The organism is Methylobacterium sp. GXS13, from assembly GCF_001455965.1.
Classification (GTDB): Bacteria; Pseudomonadota; Alphaproteobacteria; order Rhizobiales; family Beijerinckiaceae; genus Methylobacterium.
The window spans coordinates 15,008-33,792 of record NZ_LKKO01000059.1; the positions used below are offsets into that span (position 1 = coordinate 15,008).

Annotated in this window: 18 protein-coding genes and 2 pseudogenes; 10 read left to right on the forward strand and 10 right to left on the reverse strand. The window is 66.9% G+C overall.

Annotated features, from left to right (window positions below; translation table 11 throughout):
• Positions 1-106 precede the first annotated feature (106 nt).
• Positions 107-889 (reverse strand): YfdX family protein, encoded by a 783-nt coding sequence (locus AO398_RS20990; protein ID WP_058194135.1) that lies wholly within the window; start codon positions 887-889, stop codon positions 107-109.
• Positions 890-1,345: 456 nt separating this feature from the next.
• Between AO398_RS20990 and AO398_RS20995 the strand changes: the two genes are divergently transcribed.
• Genes AO398_RS20995 through AO398_RS27685 form a run of 3 tightly spaced genes read left to right on the forward strand, consistent with a single transcriptional unit; the run spans position 1,346 to position 3,703 of the window.
• A complete protein-coding gene (locus tag AO398_RS20995) occupies positions 1,346-2,284 on the forward strand; it encodes an IS1595 family transposase (RefSeq protein ID WP_058194136.1) in 939 nt (312 codons plus the stop codon).
• A gap of 17 nt (positions 2,285-2,301) precedes the next feature.
• Positions 2,302-3,168 (forward strand): hypothetical protein, encoded by an 867-nt coding sequence (locus AO398_RS28465; RefSeq protein WP_152997588.1) that lies wholly within the window; start codon positions 2,302-2,304, stop codon positions 3,166-3,168.
• Positions 3,152-3,703, forward strand: a complete 552-nt coding sequence (locus tag AO398_RS27685) for a type II toxin-antitoxin system VapC family toxin (protein ID WP_160329342.1) — start codon at positions 3,152-3,154, stop codon at positions 3,701-3,703. Before AO398_RS28465 ends, AO398_RS27685 begins: the two co-directional genes overlap by 17 nt.
• Positions 3,704-3,913: 210 nt before the next feature.
• Here AO398_RS27685 and AO398_RS28470 read toward each other — a convergent pair whose 3' ends face one another.
• Positions 3,914-4,282 (reverse strand): hypothetical protein, encoded by a 369-nt coding sequence (locus AO398_RS28470; protein WP_152997589.1) that lies wholly within the window; start codon positions 4,280-4,282, stop codon positions 3,914-3,916.
• A gap of 336 nt (positions 4,283-4,618) precedes the next feature.
• Positions 4,619-5,578: a cation diffusion facilitator family transporter gene (locus AO398_RS21000; protein WP_058194137.1), complete on the reverse strand. Its 960-nt coding sequence runs from the start codon at positions 5,576-5,578 to the stop codon at positions 4,619-4,621.
• Between the two features lie 114 nt (positions 5,579-5,692).
• On the opposite strand from AO398_RS21000, the gene AO398_RS21005 reads away from it, so the two are divergent.
• Positions 5,693-6,130 (forward strand): HIT family protein, encoded by a 438-nt coding sequence (locus AO398_RS21005; RefSeq protein WP_058194138.1) that lies wholly within the window; start codon positions 5,693-5,695, stop codon positions 6,128-6,130.
• Between the two features lie 81 nt (positions 6,131-6,211).
• On the opposite strand, the gene AO398_RS21010 is transcribed toward AO398_RS21005, so the two are convergent.
• From AO398_RS21010 to AO398_RS21020, 3 genes are all read right to left on the reverse strand, one after another.
• Positions 6,212-6,586 carry a PilZ domain-containing protein gene (locus AO398_RS21010; RefSeq protein WP_058194139.1) on the reverse strand — a complete coding sequence of 125 codons (375 nt, stop codon included), beginning with the start codon at positions 6,584-6,586 and terminating at the stop codon, positions 6,212-6,214.
• Between the two features lie 62 nt (positions 6,587-6,648).
• Positions 6,649-6,879 carry a hypothetical protein gene (locus AO398_RS21015; protein ID WP_058194140.1) on the reverse strand — a complete coding sequence of 77 codons (231 nt, stop codon included), beginning with the start codon at positions 6,877-6,879 and terminating at the stop codon, positions 6,649-6,651.
• A gap of 116 nt (positions 6,880-6,995) precedes the next feature.
• The gene (locus AO398_RS21020) at positions 6,996-9,068 is read right to left on the reverse strand and encodes an NAD(+) synthase (protein WP_058194141.1); all 2,073 of its coding nucleotides are present in this window, start codon (positions 9,066-9,068) and stop codon (positions 6,996-6,998) included.
• 335 nt (positions 9,069-9,403) lie between these two features.
• On the opposite strand from AO398_RS21020, the gene AO398_RS21025 reads away from it, so the two are divergent.
• From AO398_RS21025 to AO398_RS21040, 4 genes are all read left to right on the forward strand, one after another.
• Positions 9,404-12,874 carry a DNA translocase FtsK gene (locus AO398_RS21025; protein WP_058194142.1) on the forward strand — a complete coding sequence of 1,157 codons (3,471 nt, stop codon included), beginning with the start codon at positions 9,404-9,406 and terminating at the stop codon, positions 12,872-12,874.
• Between the two features lie 148 nt (positions 12,875-13,022).
• Entirely contained in the window at positions 13,023-13,940 is a 918-nt protein-coding gene (locus tag AO398_RS21030) for an outer-membrane lipoprotein carrier protein LolA (RefSeq protein WP_058194143.1), read from the forward strand.
• Between the two features lie 247 nt (positions 13,941-14,187).
• The gene (gene xth / locus AO398_RS21035) at positions 14,188-14,997 is read left to right on the forward strand and encodes an exodeoxyribonuclease III (RefSeq protein WP_058194144.1); all 810 of its coding nucleotides are present in this window, start codon (positions 14,188-14,190) and stop codon (positions 14,995-14,997) included.
• A 304-nt stretch (positions 14,998-15,301) separates the two neighbouring features.
• The gene (locus AO398_RS21040) at positions 15,302-16,180 is read left to right on the forward strand and encodes an SDR family oxidoreductase (RefSeq protein WP_058194152.1); all 879 of its coding nucleotides are present in this window, start codon (positions 15,302-15,304) and stop codon (positions 16,178-16,180) included.
• A gap of 10 nt (positions 16,181-16,190) precedes the next feature.
• On the opposite strand, the gene AO398_RS21045 is transcribed toward AO398_RS21040, so the two are convergent.
• Positions 16,191-16,682, reverse strand: a complete 492-nt coding sequence (locus tag AO398_RS21045; protein ID WP_058194145.1) for a cache domain-containing protein — start codon at positions 16,680-16,682, stop codon at positions 16,191-16,193.
• 52 nt (positions 16,683-16,734) lie between these two features.
• Entirely contained in the window at positions 16,735-17,037 is a 303-nt protein-coding gene (locus tag AO398_RS21050) for a hypothetical protein (protein ID WP_058194146.1), read from the reverse strand.
• Between the two features lie 447 nt (positions 17,038-17,484).
• Here AO398_RS21050 and AO398_RS28840 point away from each other — a divergent pair, with 447 nt between their 5' ends.
• Together AO398_RS28840 and AO398_RS29470 are read left to right on the forward strand one after the other, a co-directional pair.
• On the forward strand, positions 17,485-17,622 hold the full coding sequence (locus AO398_RS28840; RefSeq protein WP_160329343.1) for a hypothetical protein: 138 nt from the start codon (positions 17,485-17,487) through the stop codon (positions 17,620-17,622).
• 177 nt (positions 17,623-17,799) lie between these two features.
• Positions 17,800-17,895 (forward strand): annotated as a pseudogene (locus tag AO398_RS29470) (IS1595 family transposase); the annotation flags it as partial.
• 46 nt (positions 17,896-17,941) lie between these two features.
• On the opposite strand, the gene AO398_RS28845 reads toward AO398_RS29470, so the two are convergent.
• Positions 17,942-18,352 (reverse strand): hypothetical protein, encoded by a 411-nt coding sequence (locus AO398_RS28845; protein ID WP_160329344.1) that lies wholly within the window; start codon positions 18,350-18,352, stop codon positions 17,942-17,944.
• 157 nt (positions 18,353-18,509) lie between these two features.
• Positions 18,510-18,785 (reverse strand): annotated as a pseudogene (locus AO398_RS21055) (hypothetical protein); the annotation flags it as partial.

Here is an 18,785-nt window from a genome sequence, read left to right on the forward strand (position 1 = left end):
CCGGCGCCCCCGCTTTGTCGGCGGCTCTTACGGTTCCGCGGCCAGGGGCGGCCGGCGCATCGCGGGATGCGCCGACTGAGCCGAACGGGGATCGCGCCAGGCTCGCTTATTTGCCGGCGTTTGCGCCCGTCTTCGCGCCGGTGTCATGCGGCGATGCCTTGCCGGCCGTCGCTGCAGTGGCCTTCTGCGGAAGGGCGACGGCGTCGATCACATCGAAGCGCACCCTGTCCTGGGCCGATTTCAGGACGGCATTCGCCTCATAGTACTTGCCCTGCTCGATCAGCGTGGCCGCTTGATTGACGTCGGCCACGGTCTTGTCGAGCGGCAGGACCGCCATGGTGAAGTTGACGTCGACATGGGCGAGCTTCAGCTTGTCGAGCGCACCCTTCTGATCGCCCCGAGAGAGGTTCTTGTTCGCCTCGGTGACCGCCGAGGCCTTTTCCGGCGTGGCTACGAAATCGTCACCGAGGGTCAGTTGGGCGTCGACGGGCACCCAAGCGACCTGCTCGTTGGAGGGCGCCTTGGTATGGGCCGTTCCGGACGGTGCCGGCTTGCCGCCCGCCATGTCGGCCGGCGCCTTGAGATCGGCTTCCGCCTTGTTGAAGACCGCATCATCGGTCTTCGCCTTCTGGAACGCCGCCTGAGCCTTGGCGATCATGTCCTTGGCCTGGGACGGGTTGGCTTCGAAAATGGCGAGCCGCGTCATCTGGAGGTCCCGGAACGCCTGCGCGCCGTCCTTCGAGAGTTTGCCGACATCCTGATCGACCGCCTTCTGCGCGGCACTGGGCTGCGCGACGGCCTGCTGGGTCGCCTGTTCGGCAGCGTAGGCGGATCCACCGAGGAAAGTGGTGATCACGAGCGCTGCAGTCACGGATTTGCGAGTAGCCATTTTGGGAACCTCCGCCTCGGCACTGGATGCAGGCTTTTCGTCGCTAGTGCCTCATCCAGCCCTGCTGTATTAAGCGCCGACGGTTGTTTTAGCCTCATGTCCGAACAATTAAGGTTCGGCAATGAAAGGCTATAGGTAACGGCCTAGTGAATGTCGCGGACGCACAGCTCAGCGAAGGTCGGGGCACGGGCGGAGGGCATCGCGCGATCGACGCCGAACGCCCCAGAGGCCGCGATCGGGCAGGGGCGAGCCGGTGGAGGAGCGATCGGGATCGAGCGAGCCCCGCTACCCCGCTGAGGACAGCTTGCGGGGAGGGGGCGAAATCACGGGCGCGGGTGTTCCGATCCCAATCGTGATGAGCCCATTCCCGTCGCATCACGGCCCATTCCGAAGACGATTATATCCTTTGCGCACCATGCGATCTGAGGTAAGGTTCTGGCTATCGGAGCCCTACCAATGTTTGCCCTGTCCAACGCCCACCTGCACTGCGAAGACGCGGCCTTCGCCTACCTCGAGGCGAAGCTCTGGCCGAATGGCCCGGTCTGTCCGCATTGTGGTTCTCTCAACGCGAAGCACTACGACCTGTCCAAGACCCGCCGGGGTCTGCGGAAGTGCGCCGAGAAGCAGTGCCGCAAGCAGTTCACCGTCAAGGTCGGCACCATATTTGAGAGCGCCCATATCCCGCTCCACAAGGTGCTCCAGGCCGTCTACCTCCTGTGTGCCTCTAAGAAGGGCGTCAGCAGCCACCAGATCCACCGGGCGCTTGGCATCACCTATAAGAGCGCGTGGTTCCTCACGCACCGTATCCGCGAGGCCATGCGCGACGGCGCGCTTGCTCCGATGGGCGGGATCGACGGCATGCCCGGCGCCTCTGGCACCGTCGAAGCTGACGAGACCTTCATCGGCCGCAAGCCCGGCGCCCCGAAAAAGCGCGCCTATCACCACAACATGAAGGTGCTGTCCCTTCTTGACCGCGACGCTGGTCAGGTCCGTTACGTCGTGGTGGATAACATCAAGCCCGAGACGATCCGACCCATTATCGAGGCCAACATCGTCAAGGAAGCGAGCCTCTACACGGACGAGTCCAGCATCTACACGAAAGTCGGCGCTACCTTTGCCGACCATCAGATGACCGCTCACGGCGCCAAGGAGTACGTTCGCGGCATCGTCCACACGAACACGATTGAGGGCTACTTCTCCGTGTTCAAGCGCGGCATGAAGGGCGTCTACCAGCACTGCGGCAAGCAGCACCTGCACCGCTACCTCGCGGAGTTCGATTTCCGGTACAACAATCGGGTCAAGCTGGGCGTGAACGATGTCGCGCGGACAGAGCGCGCACTATCTGGTATCATGGGAGAACGCCTGACGTACCGGTCAGTTGGTCAGTTGGTCTAAGGCTCGGAAACCGCCACGTGGCTGAGAAGGTCACCATAACGGTTCGCGCATCTGGCGCGCATCCCGACGTCCTGACAGTTCAGGACGCGATGCGGCAGGTGCTGGATCTGTTTGACCTTCTGTCGCCAGATGAGGACAAGCAAGATCAGTTTGCTTGGCGACTTAGTTATGCGAGCACGAATTCGCCGTTTACCGCGCAAGGCGAGGCTGTCAGCCTAGTCCCTGACGTAGATATAACCGTTATTGCAAAAACACAGAAGGCGGATTTTGTAAGAAATTTGGCCGCTGTTGGCAGGGGCGACATTCCTGACCGATTTAAGAGTGGCAAGCAAGCCGAAGTACTTAAGGCACTTTTAAAGCGAAATCTCAACGGCGTCGGATCCACCGAAATCCGTCTTTTTGACGATACAACTCCGATCATCGTTACTCCTCGGTTTGCTGAAGCTGCTATTCATAATCTCGCCGTTAAAGACAACGTTCTAGCACAAGTCGATTTGAGGTTTGGGCGACCCCGTGAAGAGAGGGGTACTATCGAGGGCTACTTCCTTGACGTCGGGTTTCATTACAACCAGCCCGCCATTCGCATCTTAGATCGCAAGACCCGAAATGTGATTTGGTGCAGAATAGATGAGGAAACAAGAGATAAGATTGCGGCGGAAGCTGATTACAATGATGTTTGGAATAAGCAACGTATCCGTGTGAAGGGCCGCATCCGCTATGATAGAGACGGCCGAATTTATCAAGTAGTCGCAAGCAGTATTGAACGCATTAAGAGCAATAAAGCCAATCTAGGCGCCTTGTATGACTTGGACTTTACAGGCGGGCTGAGCACAGCGGAATATCTCGATTTGCTGCGGGAGGGCAGTCTTGCCAAGCAAACCTAAGTACTATTGGGATGCTTGCGCCTGGATTGCTCTTATTAAAAAAGAGACAGGGCGTTTTGACGCGTGCAAGCATACCATCGAACTTGCCGAAGAGGGGAAGGTGGAAATTTGGACTTCCGCGTTCACCTTGGCTGAGGTTTACAAGCGTCGCATAGATGGCGGTAGCACCTCGCTTGAGGCGGAGAAAGATAAGGATTTTGAGGATTATATCGAGAAAGATTTTGTTCAGATTGTTCAAGTCGATGCCGACGTAGGAACAGCTGCCAGAAGGCTTCTGCGTGCGTTTCCTGATATTGGCAAGCCGCAGGATGCTATTCATGTAGCGACTGCACTTTTGAATGATTTGGACGAACTTCATACGTTCGATAGAGCGGATCTTCTTAATCTAAGTGGCGTCCTTGATCGTTCGGACGGCAATAAACTTACAATTTGCCATCCACCATCTCCTCCGCCGCCGCCACCTTCAACGCCCTCGCTTTTCGACGGTCTTGAAGAGCAGGGCGTAAATCCGGTTCAAGGCCAAGCACAAGGGTAGCGGTGCTATGCCGATAGACACACACACCAAGCCCAAATCAACCAAGCTCGGCGCCGAGAAGCTGACGCCTGAGGAACAACGCCGTCGATTCAAAGAACTGGCGCGGGAGGCCGGTTGCGGTGAAGAGTCGGAAGCGCGGTTTGAGGCGGCTGTAAAAACGATTGGTCAGCATAGGCCGGGCGCATTCGACTCTGCCCCCGGCCACGATGTTCAGAACACGCCCAAAACCAAGTGAAGGATTGCGGCTAATTCAGACTGGCTATAACCGCCACTGAAAGCGGCTATCTGAGTAGAGCTAATTCCTTCATATACCTTGCCGCTCGAAATATGAGCAATTTGTGTTGAGCTGATACCTCTAAAAACCTTGTCGCCTTTTATTGACGCGATTTGCGTAGAGCCTATCCCCTGCGTGATTATGCCGCCATTTACGCCTAGGATTTGAGTCGAGCTTATTCCTTTAAATACTTTTGTCGCGTCAGCCTTAGCAATTTGATTAGAGCTTATTCCTTCGTATATTTTCCCGCCATTGATCGTTGCCAGAACCGTTGAGGAGATTCCTCGCGTTACTTTCACTGACATTCGGCTCTCCCTAGAGCCCCGTAGTTTTTACGGTGACAAAGGCTGGCCTACCACAGATTGTCAGTGGTGCGCGAGGTATATAATCGCTATTCCGAAAGCCGCCCGCAAGCGAATGGTCGATCGCAGCCCGTCGAGGCCGGCTGCGGAGCCGCGTTCCAGCCCTCTGAACGGCGGCCCGATCGGGCGCATAGCTGCCGCCGTGGCGACGTGATCCGACCTCCGGTTCCGTCGCCTGGCATCGCCCAAGCGGGTGGGCGGAGCCGAGCCGCCGGCTTCAGGGGCTCCGTTGCTTCGGTGCGTGCGCGCAGAGGGTGCTGCCGAGCGCGCAGCCTCGCGTCACGCCGCCGCCCGGACCGCGTGGTCGGCCTGGGGCTGGATCTCGATGAAGACCCGGGTGACGTCCGGATTGCGCTGCTTCAGCGCCCGGTCGAGGCGGGTCACGAGGCTCTCGACCTCGCCGGCGCTGAGATCGTCAGCCATGTCGATGCTGACATTCACCAGGATGTCGCTGGGCCCGAGATGCTGGGTCAGGACCTCGTTGAGGTGCAGCACGCCGGGCTCGGCGCGCACGAGCTCGGAGATCGCCGCCACCACGGCGGGGTCGGCCGCCTCGCCGATCAGCAGGCCGTGGGTCTCGATCATCAGGAACACCGCCATGCCGACGAGCACGAGGCCGATCCCCACCGAGGCCCAGCCGTCGAGGCTCGGCATCTCCAGCCAATGCGCCAGGACCACGCCCGTGAAGGCGATCAGCAGGCCGATCAGGGCGGCGGTGTCCTCGGCCAGGATCGTGAACAGGGTCGGATCCTTGCTGCGCCGGATCGCCCGCATCGCCGAGCTCTGGCCCTTCTCGGCCCAGAACTGGCGCATCGCCACGACCCAGGAGAAGCCCTCGGCCGCGATGGCGAAGCCCAGGATCGCGACGTTCACCCAGATCCCCGGCAGCGTGTACCCGAAGATATGGGCGTCCGCGTCCGGCGAGGGGTGGCGGATCCGCTCGATGCCTTCGTAGACCGCGAACAGGCCGCCGCCCAGGAAGATCATCAGCGCGACCACGAAGGCGTAGAAGTAGATCTCGCGCCCGTAGCCGAACGGATGGCGGGTATCGGCGGGCTTCTTCCCCCGCTTCATGCCGACCAGCAGCAGCACTTGGTTGGCCGTGTCGACCACCGAGTGCACGCCCTCGGCGAGCATCGCGGTCGAACCGGTCAGCGCCCCACCGACGAACTTCGCCGCCGCGATGGCGAGGTTGGCCCCCGCCGCCGCGTAGATCGCCCCCGTGCTCTCGTGCGCCATCCCGGCCTCCCTGCTCGCCGCGACCCAAGCGTTGCCGTGCGGCCTCGGTTCCCGTGTGGACGCACGGGCGTGCCCCGTGCAAGCTGCGACGTGTCAGGAAAACCCGGAGGACGCATGGCCGACGCGCAGTACGACCCCGACAACATCTTCGCCAAGATCCTGCGGGGCGAGATCCCGTGCCACCGCGTCTACGAGGACGCGGACACCCTGGCCTTCATGGATGTGATGCCCCAGGGCGAGGGGCATACCCTGGTGATTCCGAAGGCGCCGTCCCGCGGCTTGCTCGATGCGGATCCCGCCGCCCTGGTGGCGCTGATCGCGCGCGTCCAGACGGTCGCCCGAGCCGTGAAGACGGCGTTCCAGGCCGAGGGGCTGACGGTCTTTCAGTTCAACGAGCCGGCGGGCGGGCAGACCGTGTTCCACCTGCACGTCCACATCATCCCCCGGCGCGAGGGCGTGCCACTGAAGCGCCACGAGGGCGGGATGGCCGACAACGCGGTCCTGGCCGACCACGCCGCGCGGATCCGCGCGGCGCTCGAAGCCCAGCGATAAGCCACGGCCCGCTCCATCGGAGCCCTGCGCGGAGACGCCGCCGAAGGGCCTATCCTTCGGAAACCTCAGCCTGGCCTGCGCTCAGGCCGCGCTGGATTGGGCCATGCCGGCCAGCAACCGGCGCAGGGCGGCGTTCTCGGCCTCCAGTTCGGCGATCCGGTGCCGCAGTGCGGTCTCGGTATCGATCGCGGCCGGAGCCGCACGGACCGGTTCCTCGAACACGACGCCGATCCCGTCCTCCCGGCGCCAGCACAGGCTGGCCCGGTAGGTCCGGTCCTTCTGCGGGATATAAAGGTCGAACACCTGCGGCAGGGTCGTCGCATCGCTCAGGACCAGCCCGGCGCCGGAGCCCGACAGGTCGCGGACCAGGCAGTCGAAGCTCGACGAGCCGTTGTTGAACACGATGCGGCCCTTGAGGAACACCCTCTGCCGCGTCTCTCTGCGATGATCCGTCATGCGGACCAGTCTGCCAGCCAGCTCTTAAGGATTTCTGGCCGCGATACCGTACTGGCGGCTATTCACCCGATAAAGCGTCGGTCCATCGTCTGGAACAGGTAGAAGCCGTTGAAGCGCACGGCGGTGTCGGCGGCCCGGTCGTCGAAATCCAGGGGCTGCCGGCTGGCGCCGTCGAGCTTACCCCCGAAGGTCCAGCGGCCGGCGCCGATGAACGGCGGGACGGTGCTGGCCTCGGGCACCGCGCAGCAAAGGCCTTCCACGCTCTTGAGCTGGAACAGGTTGTAGCTTCGCATCGGAGTCCCTCCGCTTGGCCGCCCCGACTGCCGAACACCTCCAATACCAGATTTTGCATCGGTTGGATTCGGCTTGACCGTGCTGATAATGGCACAATCGGTCGAGTTTGTGACGGTCAAGTTTCGGGGACGTTTCGGGTCAGCTCCGCGATCCAGATCCGCGCCGATCCGTCCGACGGCGCCCGCCAGTCGCCCCGGGGCGACAGCGAGCCCCCGGCCGAGACTTTCGGGCCGTTGGGCAGGGCCGAGCGTTTGAACTGGCTGAAGCCGAAGAACCGGTTGAGGAACACGCCGAGCCAGCGCCGGATCTCGGGCAGGTCGTAGGCGACCCGCTTGGCCTCGGGGAAGTCCGGCGCCCAGTGGCCGCGCGCGATGTCGCCCCAGGCGTGCAGCGCCAGGAACGCGATCTTCGACGGCCGGAACCCGTAGCGCAGCGTATAGAACAGGTTGAAGTCCTGGAGAGCGTAGGGGCCGATCACGGCCTCCGTGCTCTGCGGGCTCTTGTCCTGGTCCGCCGGCACCAGCTCGGGGGAGATCTCGGTGTCGAGGATCGCCTGGAGGATGTGGTTCGCGTCCGCGCCGACCTCGCGGTGGCCGATCACCCAGCGGATCAGGTGCTGGATGAGGGTCTTGGGCACGCCGGTATTGACCGCGTAATGGCTCATCTGGTCGCCGACGCCGTAGGTGCACCAGCCGAGCGCCAGCTCCGAGAGGTCGCCGGTGCCGATCACCAGCCCGCCCGCCTGGTTGGCCAGGCGGAACAGGTAATCGGTGCGCAGGCCCGCCTGCACGTTCTCGAAGGTCACGTCGTAGACCGGCTCTCCCTTCGCGAACGGGTGGCCCATATCGGCGAGCATCTGCCGGGCCGCCGGGCGGATGTCGATCTCGGCGCCCGTGCAGCCGAGCGCCCGCATCAGCGCGTGGGCGTTGGCCTTGGTGGCGTCCGAGGTGGCGAAGCCCGGCAGCGTGTAGGCCAGGATGTCGGAGCGCGGGTAACCCAGGCGGTCGAACGCCTTGGCGATCACGATCAGCGCGTGGGTCGAATCGAGCCCGCCGGAGACGCCGATCACCGCCTTGCGGGTGCCGGTGGCCTCCAGCCGCTGGGCGAGCCCGGCGACCTGGATGTTGTAGGCCTCGTAGCAATCCTGGGCGAGCCGGGACGGGTCGGCGGGCACGAACGGGAAGCGCTCGATCCGCCGGATCAAGCCGAGATCGCCGGCCGGCGGATCGAGCCGGAAACCGATCCGCCGGTAGGGGAGGGGGCTGCCCGGCACGTTGTCGTCGAAGCTGCCGGCCTGGAGACGGTCCTGCGCGATCAGGTCGAGGTCGATGTCGGCGAGCGTCGCCACCGGGCCGGTGGGGAAGCGCTGGCCCTCGGCCAGCCGGACGCCGAGCTCGTCGATGCTGGTCTGCCCGTCCCAGGACAGGTCGGTGGTCGATTCACCCTGGCCAGCGGCGGCATAGACATAGGCGCAGGCGCCCCGCATCGAGGCCGCCCGGGACAGCAGCGCCCGCGATTCGGCCCGGCCGACCGTGATCGGGCTGCCCGAGAGGTTGGCCAGCACCGTCGCGCCTGCGAGCGCCGCCCGCATGCCGGGCGATTCCGGCACCCACAGGTCCTCGCAGATCTCGACCCCGACGACGAGGCCAGGCAGGTCCTCGGCGGGAAACAGCAGGTCGGTGCCGAACGGCGCCTCGATCCCGGCGACCTGGATGGTCTCGCCCACGATCCCGGCCCCGGAGGCGAAGTGGCGCTTCTCGTAGAATTCCCGGTAGTTCGGCAGGAAGGTTTTCGGGATCACCCCGAGCAGCCGCCCGCCCTGGATCGCCAGGGCGCAATTGTAGATCCGGTGGCGCCAGCGCAGGGGCGCGCCGACCAGCAGCAGGGGACGCAGGGCGGCCGATTCGGCGACCATCCGGGCGGCGGCGGCCTCGACCGCGTCGAGCAGGGTCTGCTGGAGCAGCAGATCCTCGATCGCGTAGGCCGAGAGCCCGAGCTCGGTGAAGACCGCGAGCGCCGCCCCCGCCTCGTGGCAGGTCCGGGCGAGGGCGAGCACCGAATCGGCGTTGCGGTCGGGATCCCCGGGATGGCTGCGCCCGGTGCAGGCCGCCACCCGGGCGAAGCCGTGCCGGTACAGCGACCGGAAGCGCGCCGGATCGGCAGAGGAGGGGGATGACGGCTGGGTCACGGGCGCCTGTCCGGGTGAGGGGTGGCTGCCGGTATCATATGGTGCGCGGTCACGCTCCGGCGAAGCACATCCCTCAACCGTCATTGCGAGGGGAGCGAAGCAACCCCGGGGATTCGCCACCTCGTGGGACGCGCGCGCGGCCCTGGGTTGCTTCGCCCTGCTCGCCATGACGGTCTTGGAATGGCCCCCGCGCGCACCAGCAAACAGGCCAAAAATCCCAACGTGGTTTCCGGCCCGGGGCCCCCTGAAAAGCCTCCGTTAACGACAAACGGCCTAACTCGGGGCAGCCCGCCGGCCACCGGCGGATCCCTGTTTCGAGTATCGTTCGAGAACCCATGCGCGCATCGGGACGGCCTCCGTACTCTCATCGTGACCCTGCCCGCCCCGTCCGCGGCGGCGACCGTTCGGGCCTGTCGCTCGGCGCCTTGGCGCATCGGCTGATGGCCTTGCGGGCGAGCCTGACCCGGCGCCTGTCCGGCACCCCGGCCGGGCTGCCCGCCCGCCCGGGCTACGGCATTCCCGGCCGCCGGACGGAGCCGAGCTGGCTCACCGCGCCGGCCGCGATGGTCGGACGCGATGGCGTCGAGCGCGGCCCGCGCGCCAGCGCCTCGGCGCCACCCGAGCATGTCTGGCCGGCCCAGGTGTTCGACGACCGCGCGAGCCTCGACGTCATGGACGAGCCGCGCTTCGAGAGCCGGATCGACCGCAGCGCCTCGACGCCGGGCGTGCTGGTGCGCCAGCCGCGCCGGCCGGCCTCGATCGCCCCCGAGGATTCGATGCCCACGGCTCCGATGCAGGCAGCCGCCGCCCCGGCTGCGCGCTGGACCCGCACCCCGGATTCGGTCCTGCAGGAACGCCGCCAGCGCGCCCTGGAGGCCGAGCGCGTCGCCCTGGAGCGCGCCCGTGCCGAGGCGCAGGCGGCGGCGCAGGCCGTCGAGACCGAGCGGGCCGCCCGCGAGCAGGAGGCCCGCGAGCAGGAGGCCCGAGAGCGGGCCGAGCAGGCGCGACTCGAAGCGGCGGCCGCCATGCCCGAGGCCGCGCAGACCGAGATCGCGGAGGACGGCGCGGTGGTGCCGTTGTGGCGCCAGCCCTTCGTGGCGCCCCCCGGCGTCCGCTACTTCCGCACGCCGGACCGCCGCCCGGTGCGGCCGAGCGTCGAGCTGTCCGCCTCCACGGCGGCGATCGCCGCCGTCGCGGTGTCGGAGCCGGAGCCGGCTGGTGCCGAGGCTTCGGCCGAGGCTCCGGCTGAGGCGCCCGCCCGCGACTGGTCCGACCTGCCCGACTGGTCCGAGGTCCAGCCCTGGTTCGACGGCAGCGACTGGAATGCCGGCGACTGGTCGTCCGTGGAGGCCTGGGCCGCCCTGGGGTCCCAGCCCGCCCATGTCGGCCTCGAGGCGGCGCTCGCCGCCGCTCCGGTGATCGCGGCGGCCGAGGCCGTCGCCGACCTGCCGGCGGTCGAGCCCGCCGCTGAGCAGACGCACGGTGGGATGAACGCGCAGCCTCCGCGTCCCGTCTACGTCCTCGACCGGCTCGTGCGGTTCGACCAGCCGCCGCGCCCCGCCGACGGGCAGGATAACGGCCAGCAGGCCGAGCTACAGGCCGAGGAGAGCGCCGCGATCCGCGACGCGTTCCTGCCGGCCAAGCCCGCCCTCGCGCTGGTCTTCGGCCCCGGCAGCGCCGAGACCGAGTCGTCGGTCCCCGCGACGTCCGTCACCGAGGCGCCCCGCCGCGCCCCCGCGCTCTGCGCCATGGCGGCCCGGGCGGCGATCCGCGCCGCAGGCCAGCCGAGCATGCCCGCGCCGGTGCTGCCGGCCGCGCCCGAGCTCATGGTCGAGGCGATGTCCGCGCTTCAGCCCCTGGCGGACGCGGCGATCCCGATGGGAGCCGATCCGGTCAGGTCCGTCCCGGAGGCCGACCGGGTGGTGATCCCGATGACCCCGCGCACGGTGCTGCTGCGCGGCAAGCTGGCGCCGCAGCCCGAGCCCGCCCCGGCGGAGCCCGAGCCCGTGCAGGACGCGCCGGCTTTCGCGGAACCCGCCCTCGAGGCGGCTCCCGCGCCGGAGCCGGTGGAGACGCCCGCCGCCCAGCCGGTCGAGGTGCCCGCCGCCCCCGTCCTGCCGATGGTCGCCCCCCGGGCGCACCTGATCCCGGCCGGCCGCCATCTGGAGATCGCCAGCGTCGAGAACGCCGATTACGAGCTGCCCTCCCTCGGCCTGCTTGCCCTGCCGGACGAGAACGGCACCGAGGAAGTCGACGCGGACGTGCTGGAGCAGAACGCCCTCAACCTCCAGCAGACGGTGCAGGATTTCGGCGTGCGCGGCGACATCCTGGCGGTGCGCCCCGGCCCGGTCGTGACCCTCTACGAGCTGGAGCCGGCCCCCGGCACCAAGTCCAGCCGCGTCATCGGCCTATCGGACGACATCGCCCGCTCGATGTCGGCGGTCTCGGCCCGCGTCGCCGTCGTCCCCGGCCGCAACGTCATCGGCATCGAATTGCCGAACGAGACCCGCGAGACGGTCTATCTCCGGGAGCTGCTCTCGGTGCCGGACTTCTACGAGAGCAAGCACAAGCTCGCCTTGTGCCTGGGCAAGAACATCGGCGGCGAGCCGATCATCGCCGACCTCGCCCGCATGCCGCACCTCTTGGTCGCCGGCACCACCGGCTCGGGCAAGTCGGTGGCGATCAACACCATGATCCTGTCGCTGCTCTACCGCCTCAAGCCGGAAGAGTGCCGCCTGATCATGGTCGATCCCAAGATGCTGGAGCTGTCGGTCTATGACGGCATCCCGCATCTGCTCTCTCCCGTCGTGACCGACCCGAAGAAGGCGGTGATCGCCCTCAAATGGGCGGTGCGCGAGATGGAGGAGCGCTACAAGAAGATGGCCAAGATCGCGGTGCGCAACATCGACGGCTACAACGGCCGGATGAAGGAGGCCCGCGAGCGCGGCGAGGTCATCACCCGCACGGTCCAGACCGGTTTCAACCGCGAGACCGGCGAGGCGGTGTTCGAGCAGGAGGCGATGGACCTGTCGGCGCTGCCCTACATCGTGATCGTGGTCGACGAGATGGCCGACCTGATGATGGTGGCCGGCAAGGACATCGAGGGCGCGATCCAGCGGCTCGCCCAGATGGCGCGGGCGGCCGGCATCCACCTGATCATGGCGACGCAGCGCCCGTCGGTGGACGTGATCACCGGCACGATCAAGGCGAACTTCCCGACCCGGATCTCCTTCCAGGTCACCAGCAAGATCGACTCGCGGACCATCCTCGGCGAGATGGGCGCGGAGCAGTTGCTCGGTCAGGGCGACATGCTGTTCATGGCCGGCGGCGGGCGCACGACCCGGGTGCACGGGCCGTTCTGCTCGGACAGCGAGGTCGAGAGCGTGGTCGCCCACCTCAAGCGCCAGGGCCGGCCGAGCTACCTCGACGCCGTCACCACCGACGACACCCCCGAGGAGCCGGCCAAGGAGGGCAAGTCCGGTCGCGGCGCCAAGGCCGAGAAGGTCGAGCGCTCCGAGGACTCCGACGAGGAGGCCCCGGTCTTCGACATCGGCGCCTTTGCGGCGGCGACCGGGGGCGAGTCGGACGACCTGTACAAGCAGGCGATCGAGGTGGTGCTGCGCGACCAGAAGGCCTCGACCAGCTACATCCAGCGCCGGCTGCAGATCGGCTACAACCGCGCCGCCTCGATCATGGAGCGGATGGAGATCGAGGGCATCGTCGGCCCGGCCAACCATGCCGGCAAGCGCGACATCCTGGTCGCCGGCGCGCCGCACGCCTCGAGCGGGATGTACGACGACGAGTGAGGCCGAGACCCGGCCGCGATCCGATGGGGCGCGGCCCGCACGTCGCATCTTCGCCACAGGGCGGGGCTCTAAAGCGCTCGACGCTGACAGCCCCGTCCATTCCCGTTTCTGCCGGAGCGCCCGCCCGGGCGTCCAGGAGGTTCTGCCGATGATCGGCCGCCGCACCCGCACCGCCGGCTCCCTGATCGCTGCCGGGCTGTGGCTCGCCCCCGCCGCCCCGGCGCAGGCGCAGGTCGGCGCGTTCATCGACAGCCTGTTCGGCCGCAAGGACGAGCCGGCGCCGGAGCCGGAGGCCGCCCCGGCGCCCCCTGCGCCCGCGCCCAAGAAGCCGGCGGCCAAGCCCGCCGCCAAGGATTCGGCCGCCAAGGACGCGCCGAAGACCGGCAGCCTCAAGTCCGGTGCCAAGAATTCCGACAAGGCCGATCACAAGGCCACCGAGCCCAAGGTCGCCGCTGTGGGCTCGCCCTCGGCGGTCGCCCCGTCCGAGCCCGCGGACGCCGCGACGCTGCTGGCCCAGGCCAACGCCTATTTCAACGCCATGAACACCCTGACGGGCAATTTCATGCAGATCGGCGCGGACGGCCGCCGGATCGGCGGCAAGCTGACGCTCGCCAAGCCCGGCCGCCTGCGCTTCGACTACGACCAGCCCTCGCCGCTGGAGGTGGTGGCCGACGGCACCTCCGTGGCGGTGCGCGACCGCAAGCTCGCCACCCAGGACCTCTACTTCATCGCCCAGACGCCGCTGAAATTCCTGCTGCGCGAGAAGATCGACCTCGCCCGCGACCTCACCGTCACCGACGTGTCCAACGATCCGGGCGGCGTGCGCATCAGCCTGGAGGACCGGGCGACGCTCGGCGGCACCTCGAAGATCCAGCTGTTCTTCGATGCCGAGATGAAGACCCTGTCGCAGTGGCGGATCACCGACCCGCAGGGCTACATCACCACGGTGCAGCTCTCGAACCTGCAGCGGCCCAAGACCGTCGACGGCAGCCTGTTCTTCATCAATTACGGGCGCGCCGAGGACAAGGCGATGCAGCAGCAGATCCAGCAATCGCAGCCCAACTGAGCGATCAGCGGGGGCATCCGCTCGCCGGACGCTGCGAGGTCCACGGAAGGCCCCCGCAAGGCGCGACGCGCCCTCCTCCCCCTTGCGGGGAGGAGTTGGAGGTGGGGGTGGTGCAGAAGGCACCGTTAGGCTCGATCCTGCACCACCCCCACCCCTGACCCCTCCCCGCAGGGGGGAGGGGAAAAGCGTGGCGCTTGTCGCCGCGCCCGCTCTGTCAATCCGTCCGCCCCAACCCGAGACCCCGCCCGTGCGCCTGTCCGTCACCACCTGGAACATCAACTCGGTGCGGCTGCGCATCGACCTGGTCCTGCGCGTCCTGGCCGAGCACAAGCCGGACGTGCTCTGCCTCCAGGAGACCAAGTGCCCGGACGACGCCTTCCCGCTCAAAGCCCTGCGCGGCTCCGGCTACGAGCACGTCATGTTCGCCGGCCAGAAGGGCTATAACGGCGTCGCGATCCTGTCGCGCTTCCCCCTGCACACCCGCGGCGTGATGGGCTTCTGCGAGAAGCAGGACGCCCGGCATATCTCGGCGGTGCTCGGGCCCGAGGCCGGGGCGGCGTCGGGAATCGCGCTGCACGATTTCTACGTCCCGGCCGGCGGCGACGTGCCCGACCGCGACCTCAATCCGAAATTCGCCCACAAGCTCGATTTTTTGGCCGAGCTGCGTGCCTGGGGCGGCAAGCGCGCCGCCGGCCCGGCGATCCTGGTGGGGGACCTCAACGTCGCGCCGCTGGAGCACGATGTCTGGTCGCATAAGCAGCTCCTCGACGTGGTGAGCCACACGCCCATCGAGACCGAGGCCCTGGAAACCCTGCGCGGGGAGGCCGGCTGGATCGACACGGCCCGCCACCTCGTCCCGGAGCCGGAGAAGATCTACACCTGGTGGAGCTACCGCTCCCCGGACTGGTCGGCGGCCAACAAGGGCCGGCGCCTGGACCATGCCTGGGTCTCGCCGGATCTCGCCGGCACGGTCCGCTCGGTCGAGGTCCTGCGCGACGCCCGCGGCTGGGAGCGGCCCTCCGACCACGCCCCTGTGACGTTGACGCTCGAGCTGTGATTCGGTCGCACGGAACTGCCGTGACCACGGCGCATTGGCGGTTCACGAACCCGCGATGTGAGCCCGCCCCATGCGCAAGATCCTGATTGCCCTTCTTCTGCCGAAGGTCGTCTCTTTCCTGCACCGCCGCTACGGCAGCCCGCACGCCGCCCGCGACCGGGCATTCTGAAGTCCCGCTCCACCGACCTTCGAGTCCAGGCGAGCCGATCTCCATTCCCGTCCCGCTCGGGCCGAGGATGAAGACGGCGCGTCCACGCGCGTGCTGACCGGCGCGGCGTGCCCCGCCTCTCAGAAAGCCGCCTCGATGACCGACGATCCCCGCGAGGCCGGACCCCGGCCGCCGTTTCCCGGCGACCAGCAGCAGGAGCGGCCGGGCCTCACCTCGAAGATGACGCCGCGGCCCGACCACGGCGAAGAGAGCTACGTCGGCAAGGGCCTGCTCGCCGGTCAGGCGGCCCTGATCACGGGCGGCGATTCCGGCATCGGCCGGGCCGTGGCGATCGCCTATGCCCGCGAGGGGGCCGATGTGGCGATCTCCTATCTCGAGGTCGAGCAGGAGGATGCCGAGGACACCAAGGCCTGGGTGGAAAAAGCCGGCCGCCGCTGCCTGCTCCTGCCGGGCGATATCCGCGACGAGGTCCAGTGCCGGACGCTCGTGGACCGCACCATGGCCGCGTTCGGGCGGCTCGATATCCTGGTCAACAACGCCGCCGCCCAGGTGGTCAACGAGGGTCTCGAGGACCTGACGGCCACCGATATCGAGGGCTCGTTCCGGGCCAACGTCTTCGCGATGTACTACCTCGCCCAGGCCGCCGTGCCGCACATGAAGCCGGGCGGCGCGATCGTGAACTCGACCAGCGTGCAGGCCAAGGTCGCGGGCCCGAACATGCTGATCTACGCCGCCACCAAGGGCGCCATCGCCAGCCTCACCATCGGGCTGTCGAACCTGCTCGCCCCCAAGGGCATCCGGGTGAATTGCGTGGCGCCCGGCCCGGTCTGGACCCCGATCCAGCCGATCGTGAAGAGCCCCGAGGAGCTGGAAGAGCTCGGCGCCCAGACCCCGCCGGGCCGCGCCGGCCAGCCCGCCGAGCTGGCCCCGGCCTACGTGCTCCTCGCCTCCCGCGAGGGCAGCTTCATGTCGGGCGCCCTGGTGCCGGTCACCGGCGGCATGCCGATGCTGTGAGGCGCCCGCCTCACTCTACGTAGACCCCCGCGCCCACCAGCGCGGGGGTGCCGTCGACACTGGTCCCGCAGACGTAGCTCCACTTCACCTCCGGCGTGCTGCGCCGGGGCCGCGGGAACATATAATCGACCCAGCCGGAGCCGGACTCCCGCACGACGCCGATGAAGTCCTTGTGGAACTGCTTGCCGGCCGCATCGTGCTCCTGGAGCAGGTCCCGGCCCTCGCGGTTCGGATGAGCGGCGTTGAACAGCACGATCCCCTGCATGTCGACGATGAACAGGTAGACGTCGCCGTAGCGCCAGGGGCTGTTCTTGCGCCGGAACTCCGGAAACGCCGTCCGGCCCTTGCTCTCGATCGTCTCGGCGGCCGCGTTGACCAGGGTCTCGATCTCGACCGCCTGATGGACCGGGACGCGCTCGTCCCGGCCGATGACGGGCCGCGTCGGCAGGAAAACGATCAGGGCCAGGATCGGAAGGCAGAAAAACAGCAATCGCTTGGGCATGGTCGCGCGCCTGACGGTCCATCCCGATCCAACCGGCCGGATCCCCGGAGCCTCAACCGGTCCGGCGCCGGAAGAACCCGGTCTCGATCGCCCGTTTCGGAACGGGCCACCAGCGGAACCGCGGCGGGCCCGCCGGGATGGCCGCCGGCTGCGCGGCGTATTCGACCGCCTCCGCGGTATGATGGGTCTCGATGATGCGCTTCAGCCGCTTCATCGCGGCGATATACATGCAGGCCCGCAAGCGCCGGGCCTCGCTGGATTGGGCCTCTTCGAGCTCTTTCAGAAGCGCTTCCGCCTGTCGGATGTGGTTTTCGGCCTCGGTGATGCAATCGACGATCGCATAAAGATCTGACATCTTCCGGCTCCCGGATCCGATGAAACTATCGACGCTGGCACGCTCCGATCATGGGCATAGGCTGGCCGCACCTGTCGGATGCAAGCAACCCATGCCGAAGATTTGTTTCCGAGATCAAAGACTTGTGCCAGCGCCGGTTTATTTCCCCTTTTTGTCAGTATCTTGATCGCACGGCGGAGCTGCTGATCAATGTTCGGGCGAGCCGGATCTTTTGACTGTCGGAGCGAAATGCCCAACAGGGCGGATATACAGTGTCGAAGGCAATAGATCCATATCGGTTGCTCGGGTCAACCGAAAAATATCAATATTCGAAAAGACCGGCTGGTCGGTTGCGGACGCCCCGATCCCGGCCTCTCTGCCGAACCGGCGCCTGCGCTCCTGCACGGCGCAGATCACGCCGCTGCAGCTCGTCGCCTTCACCTCCGGCATGCCCGAGCTGCCGGGCTGATGATCGGCGGGACCGACGGCTTCAACAGCGTGCTGGTCATCAACCCGGGCAAGGACCTCGTGGTCTTCGTCGCGGCCAGCAAGCCGCGCATCCCCATCGAGGGAATCGGCGTGGCGCTGTCGTGGCATCGGCCGTGAGGGCGGGGGCGCGGGACCGGCCACGGGCGGCACGCCGATGCCGTGAGCGCCGCAGATCGAGCCCCGTCGGTCACCGTCATTGCGAGCGCAGCGAAGCAACCCAGTGCGGCGCGCGATCTCCGGACGTGGCGTTTCCCTGGGTTGCTTCGCTGCGCTCGCAATGACGACAGGGGCTGCATCAATCGCAGCGAGGCTGACTCGGCTGACGGTGCCAACACCAATCAGGATGAAAGCTACTTCGCCCGACTACGTTGTATGGCGAGCGGCCAGCACCGCTTCGTAATCACCCGCGACCTACACCCCCCTCAACGTTGGCGCCTTACCAGCGCCAATCACCGTCTAGTGTCCAGCGAGGCTTCGGCTCGGTTTGGTAGAGCCGCCATCGAACGTCGAAGCCTCCATTCGCTTCACACGTCGTATCGCGTTTCCAGAGAACGCCGCTGCGCTTCTCTTCCCGAATTTGACCCATCGTGCCTTCGTTCGCGAAGGATGGAAGCTCCAAAAAGCTGTCCGGGTTCGCTAAGGCGGCGCGATCAACAATAAGCTCGCGATCAGTCTGCCCACGGACGGCGCACGGGATACTCGCATAAGTATGCCGCTCGGTATCAAGGATCAGCTTGGCATTATCGGGCGGCAGAGTGGCAAGCTCGCCCGCAATTAGGCTGTAAATCACGAAACAGGTCGCAACTCCGAAAACCAACGCTAAAATGGAGCCGAGCTTGCGCAGCACGACACCAGTCCTCCTTGGCTGCTGAATGCTTGTGGCTTTTGCGCCCGAGCACCGTGAGGATCAGCCCATGGGATCGGTTCGCCGCGGGTTCTAATCTTGAAATCCAAAAAAAAAACCCGCCGCACGAGACGGCGGGTCTGAAAAATCCCGAGAAACCCTAGAACGGGATATCGTCGTCCAAATCGTAGCCGCCGCGGGTGCCGCCGCCGCCGCGACGCGATCGCGGCCTGGCGCGGGCTGCCGGCGGCGACGCGCCGTACACGCCGGCGACCTCGGGCGCCCCGCAGGGGGCGTCCCGGCGGAGCTGCACCATGATTTCCGGGGCGGCGATTCCGGCGTCACCGGCGCGATCGATGACCGCAAGAGCGTCGTCCGCCGTGCTGGGCCGCTTCGTGCCGGCACGGCGCAGCACCGTCCGGGCCCGCCTAGGCTC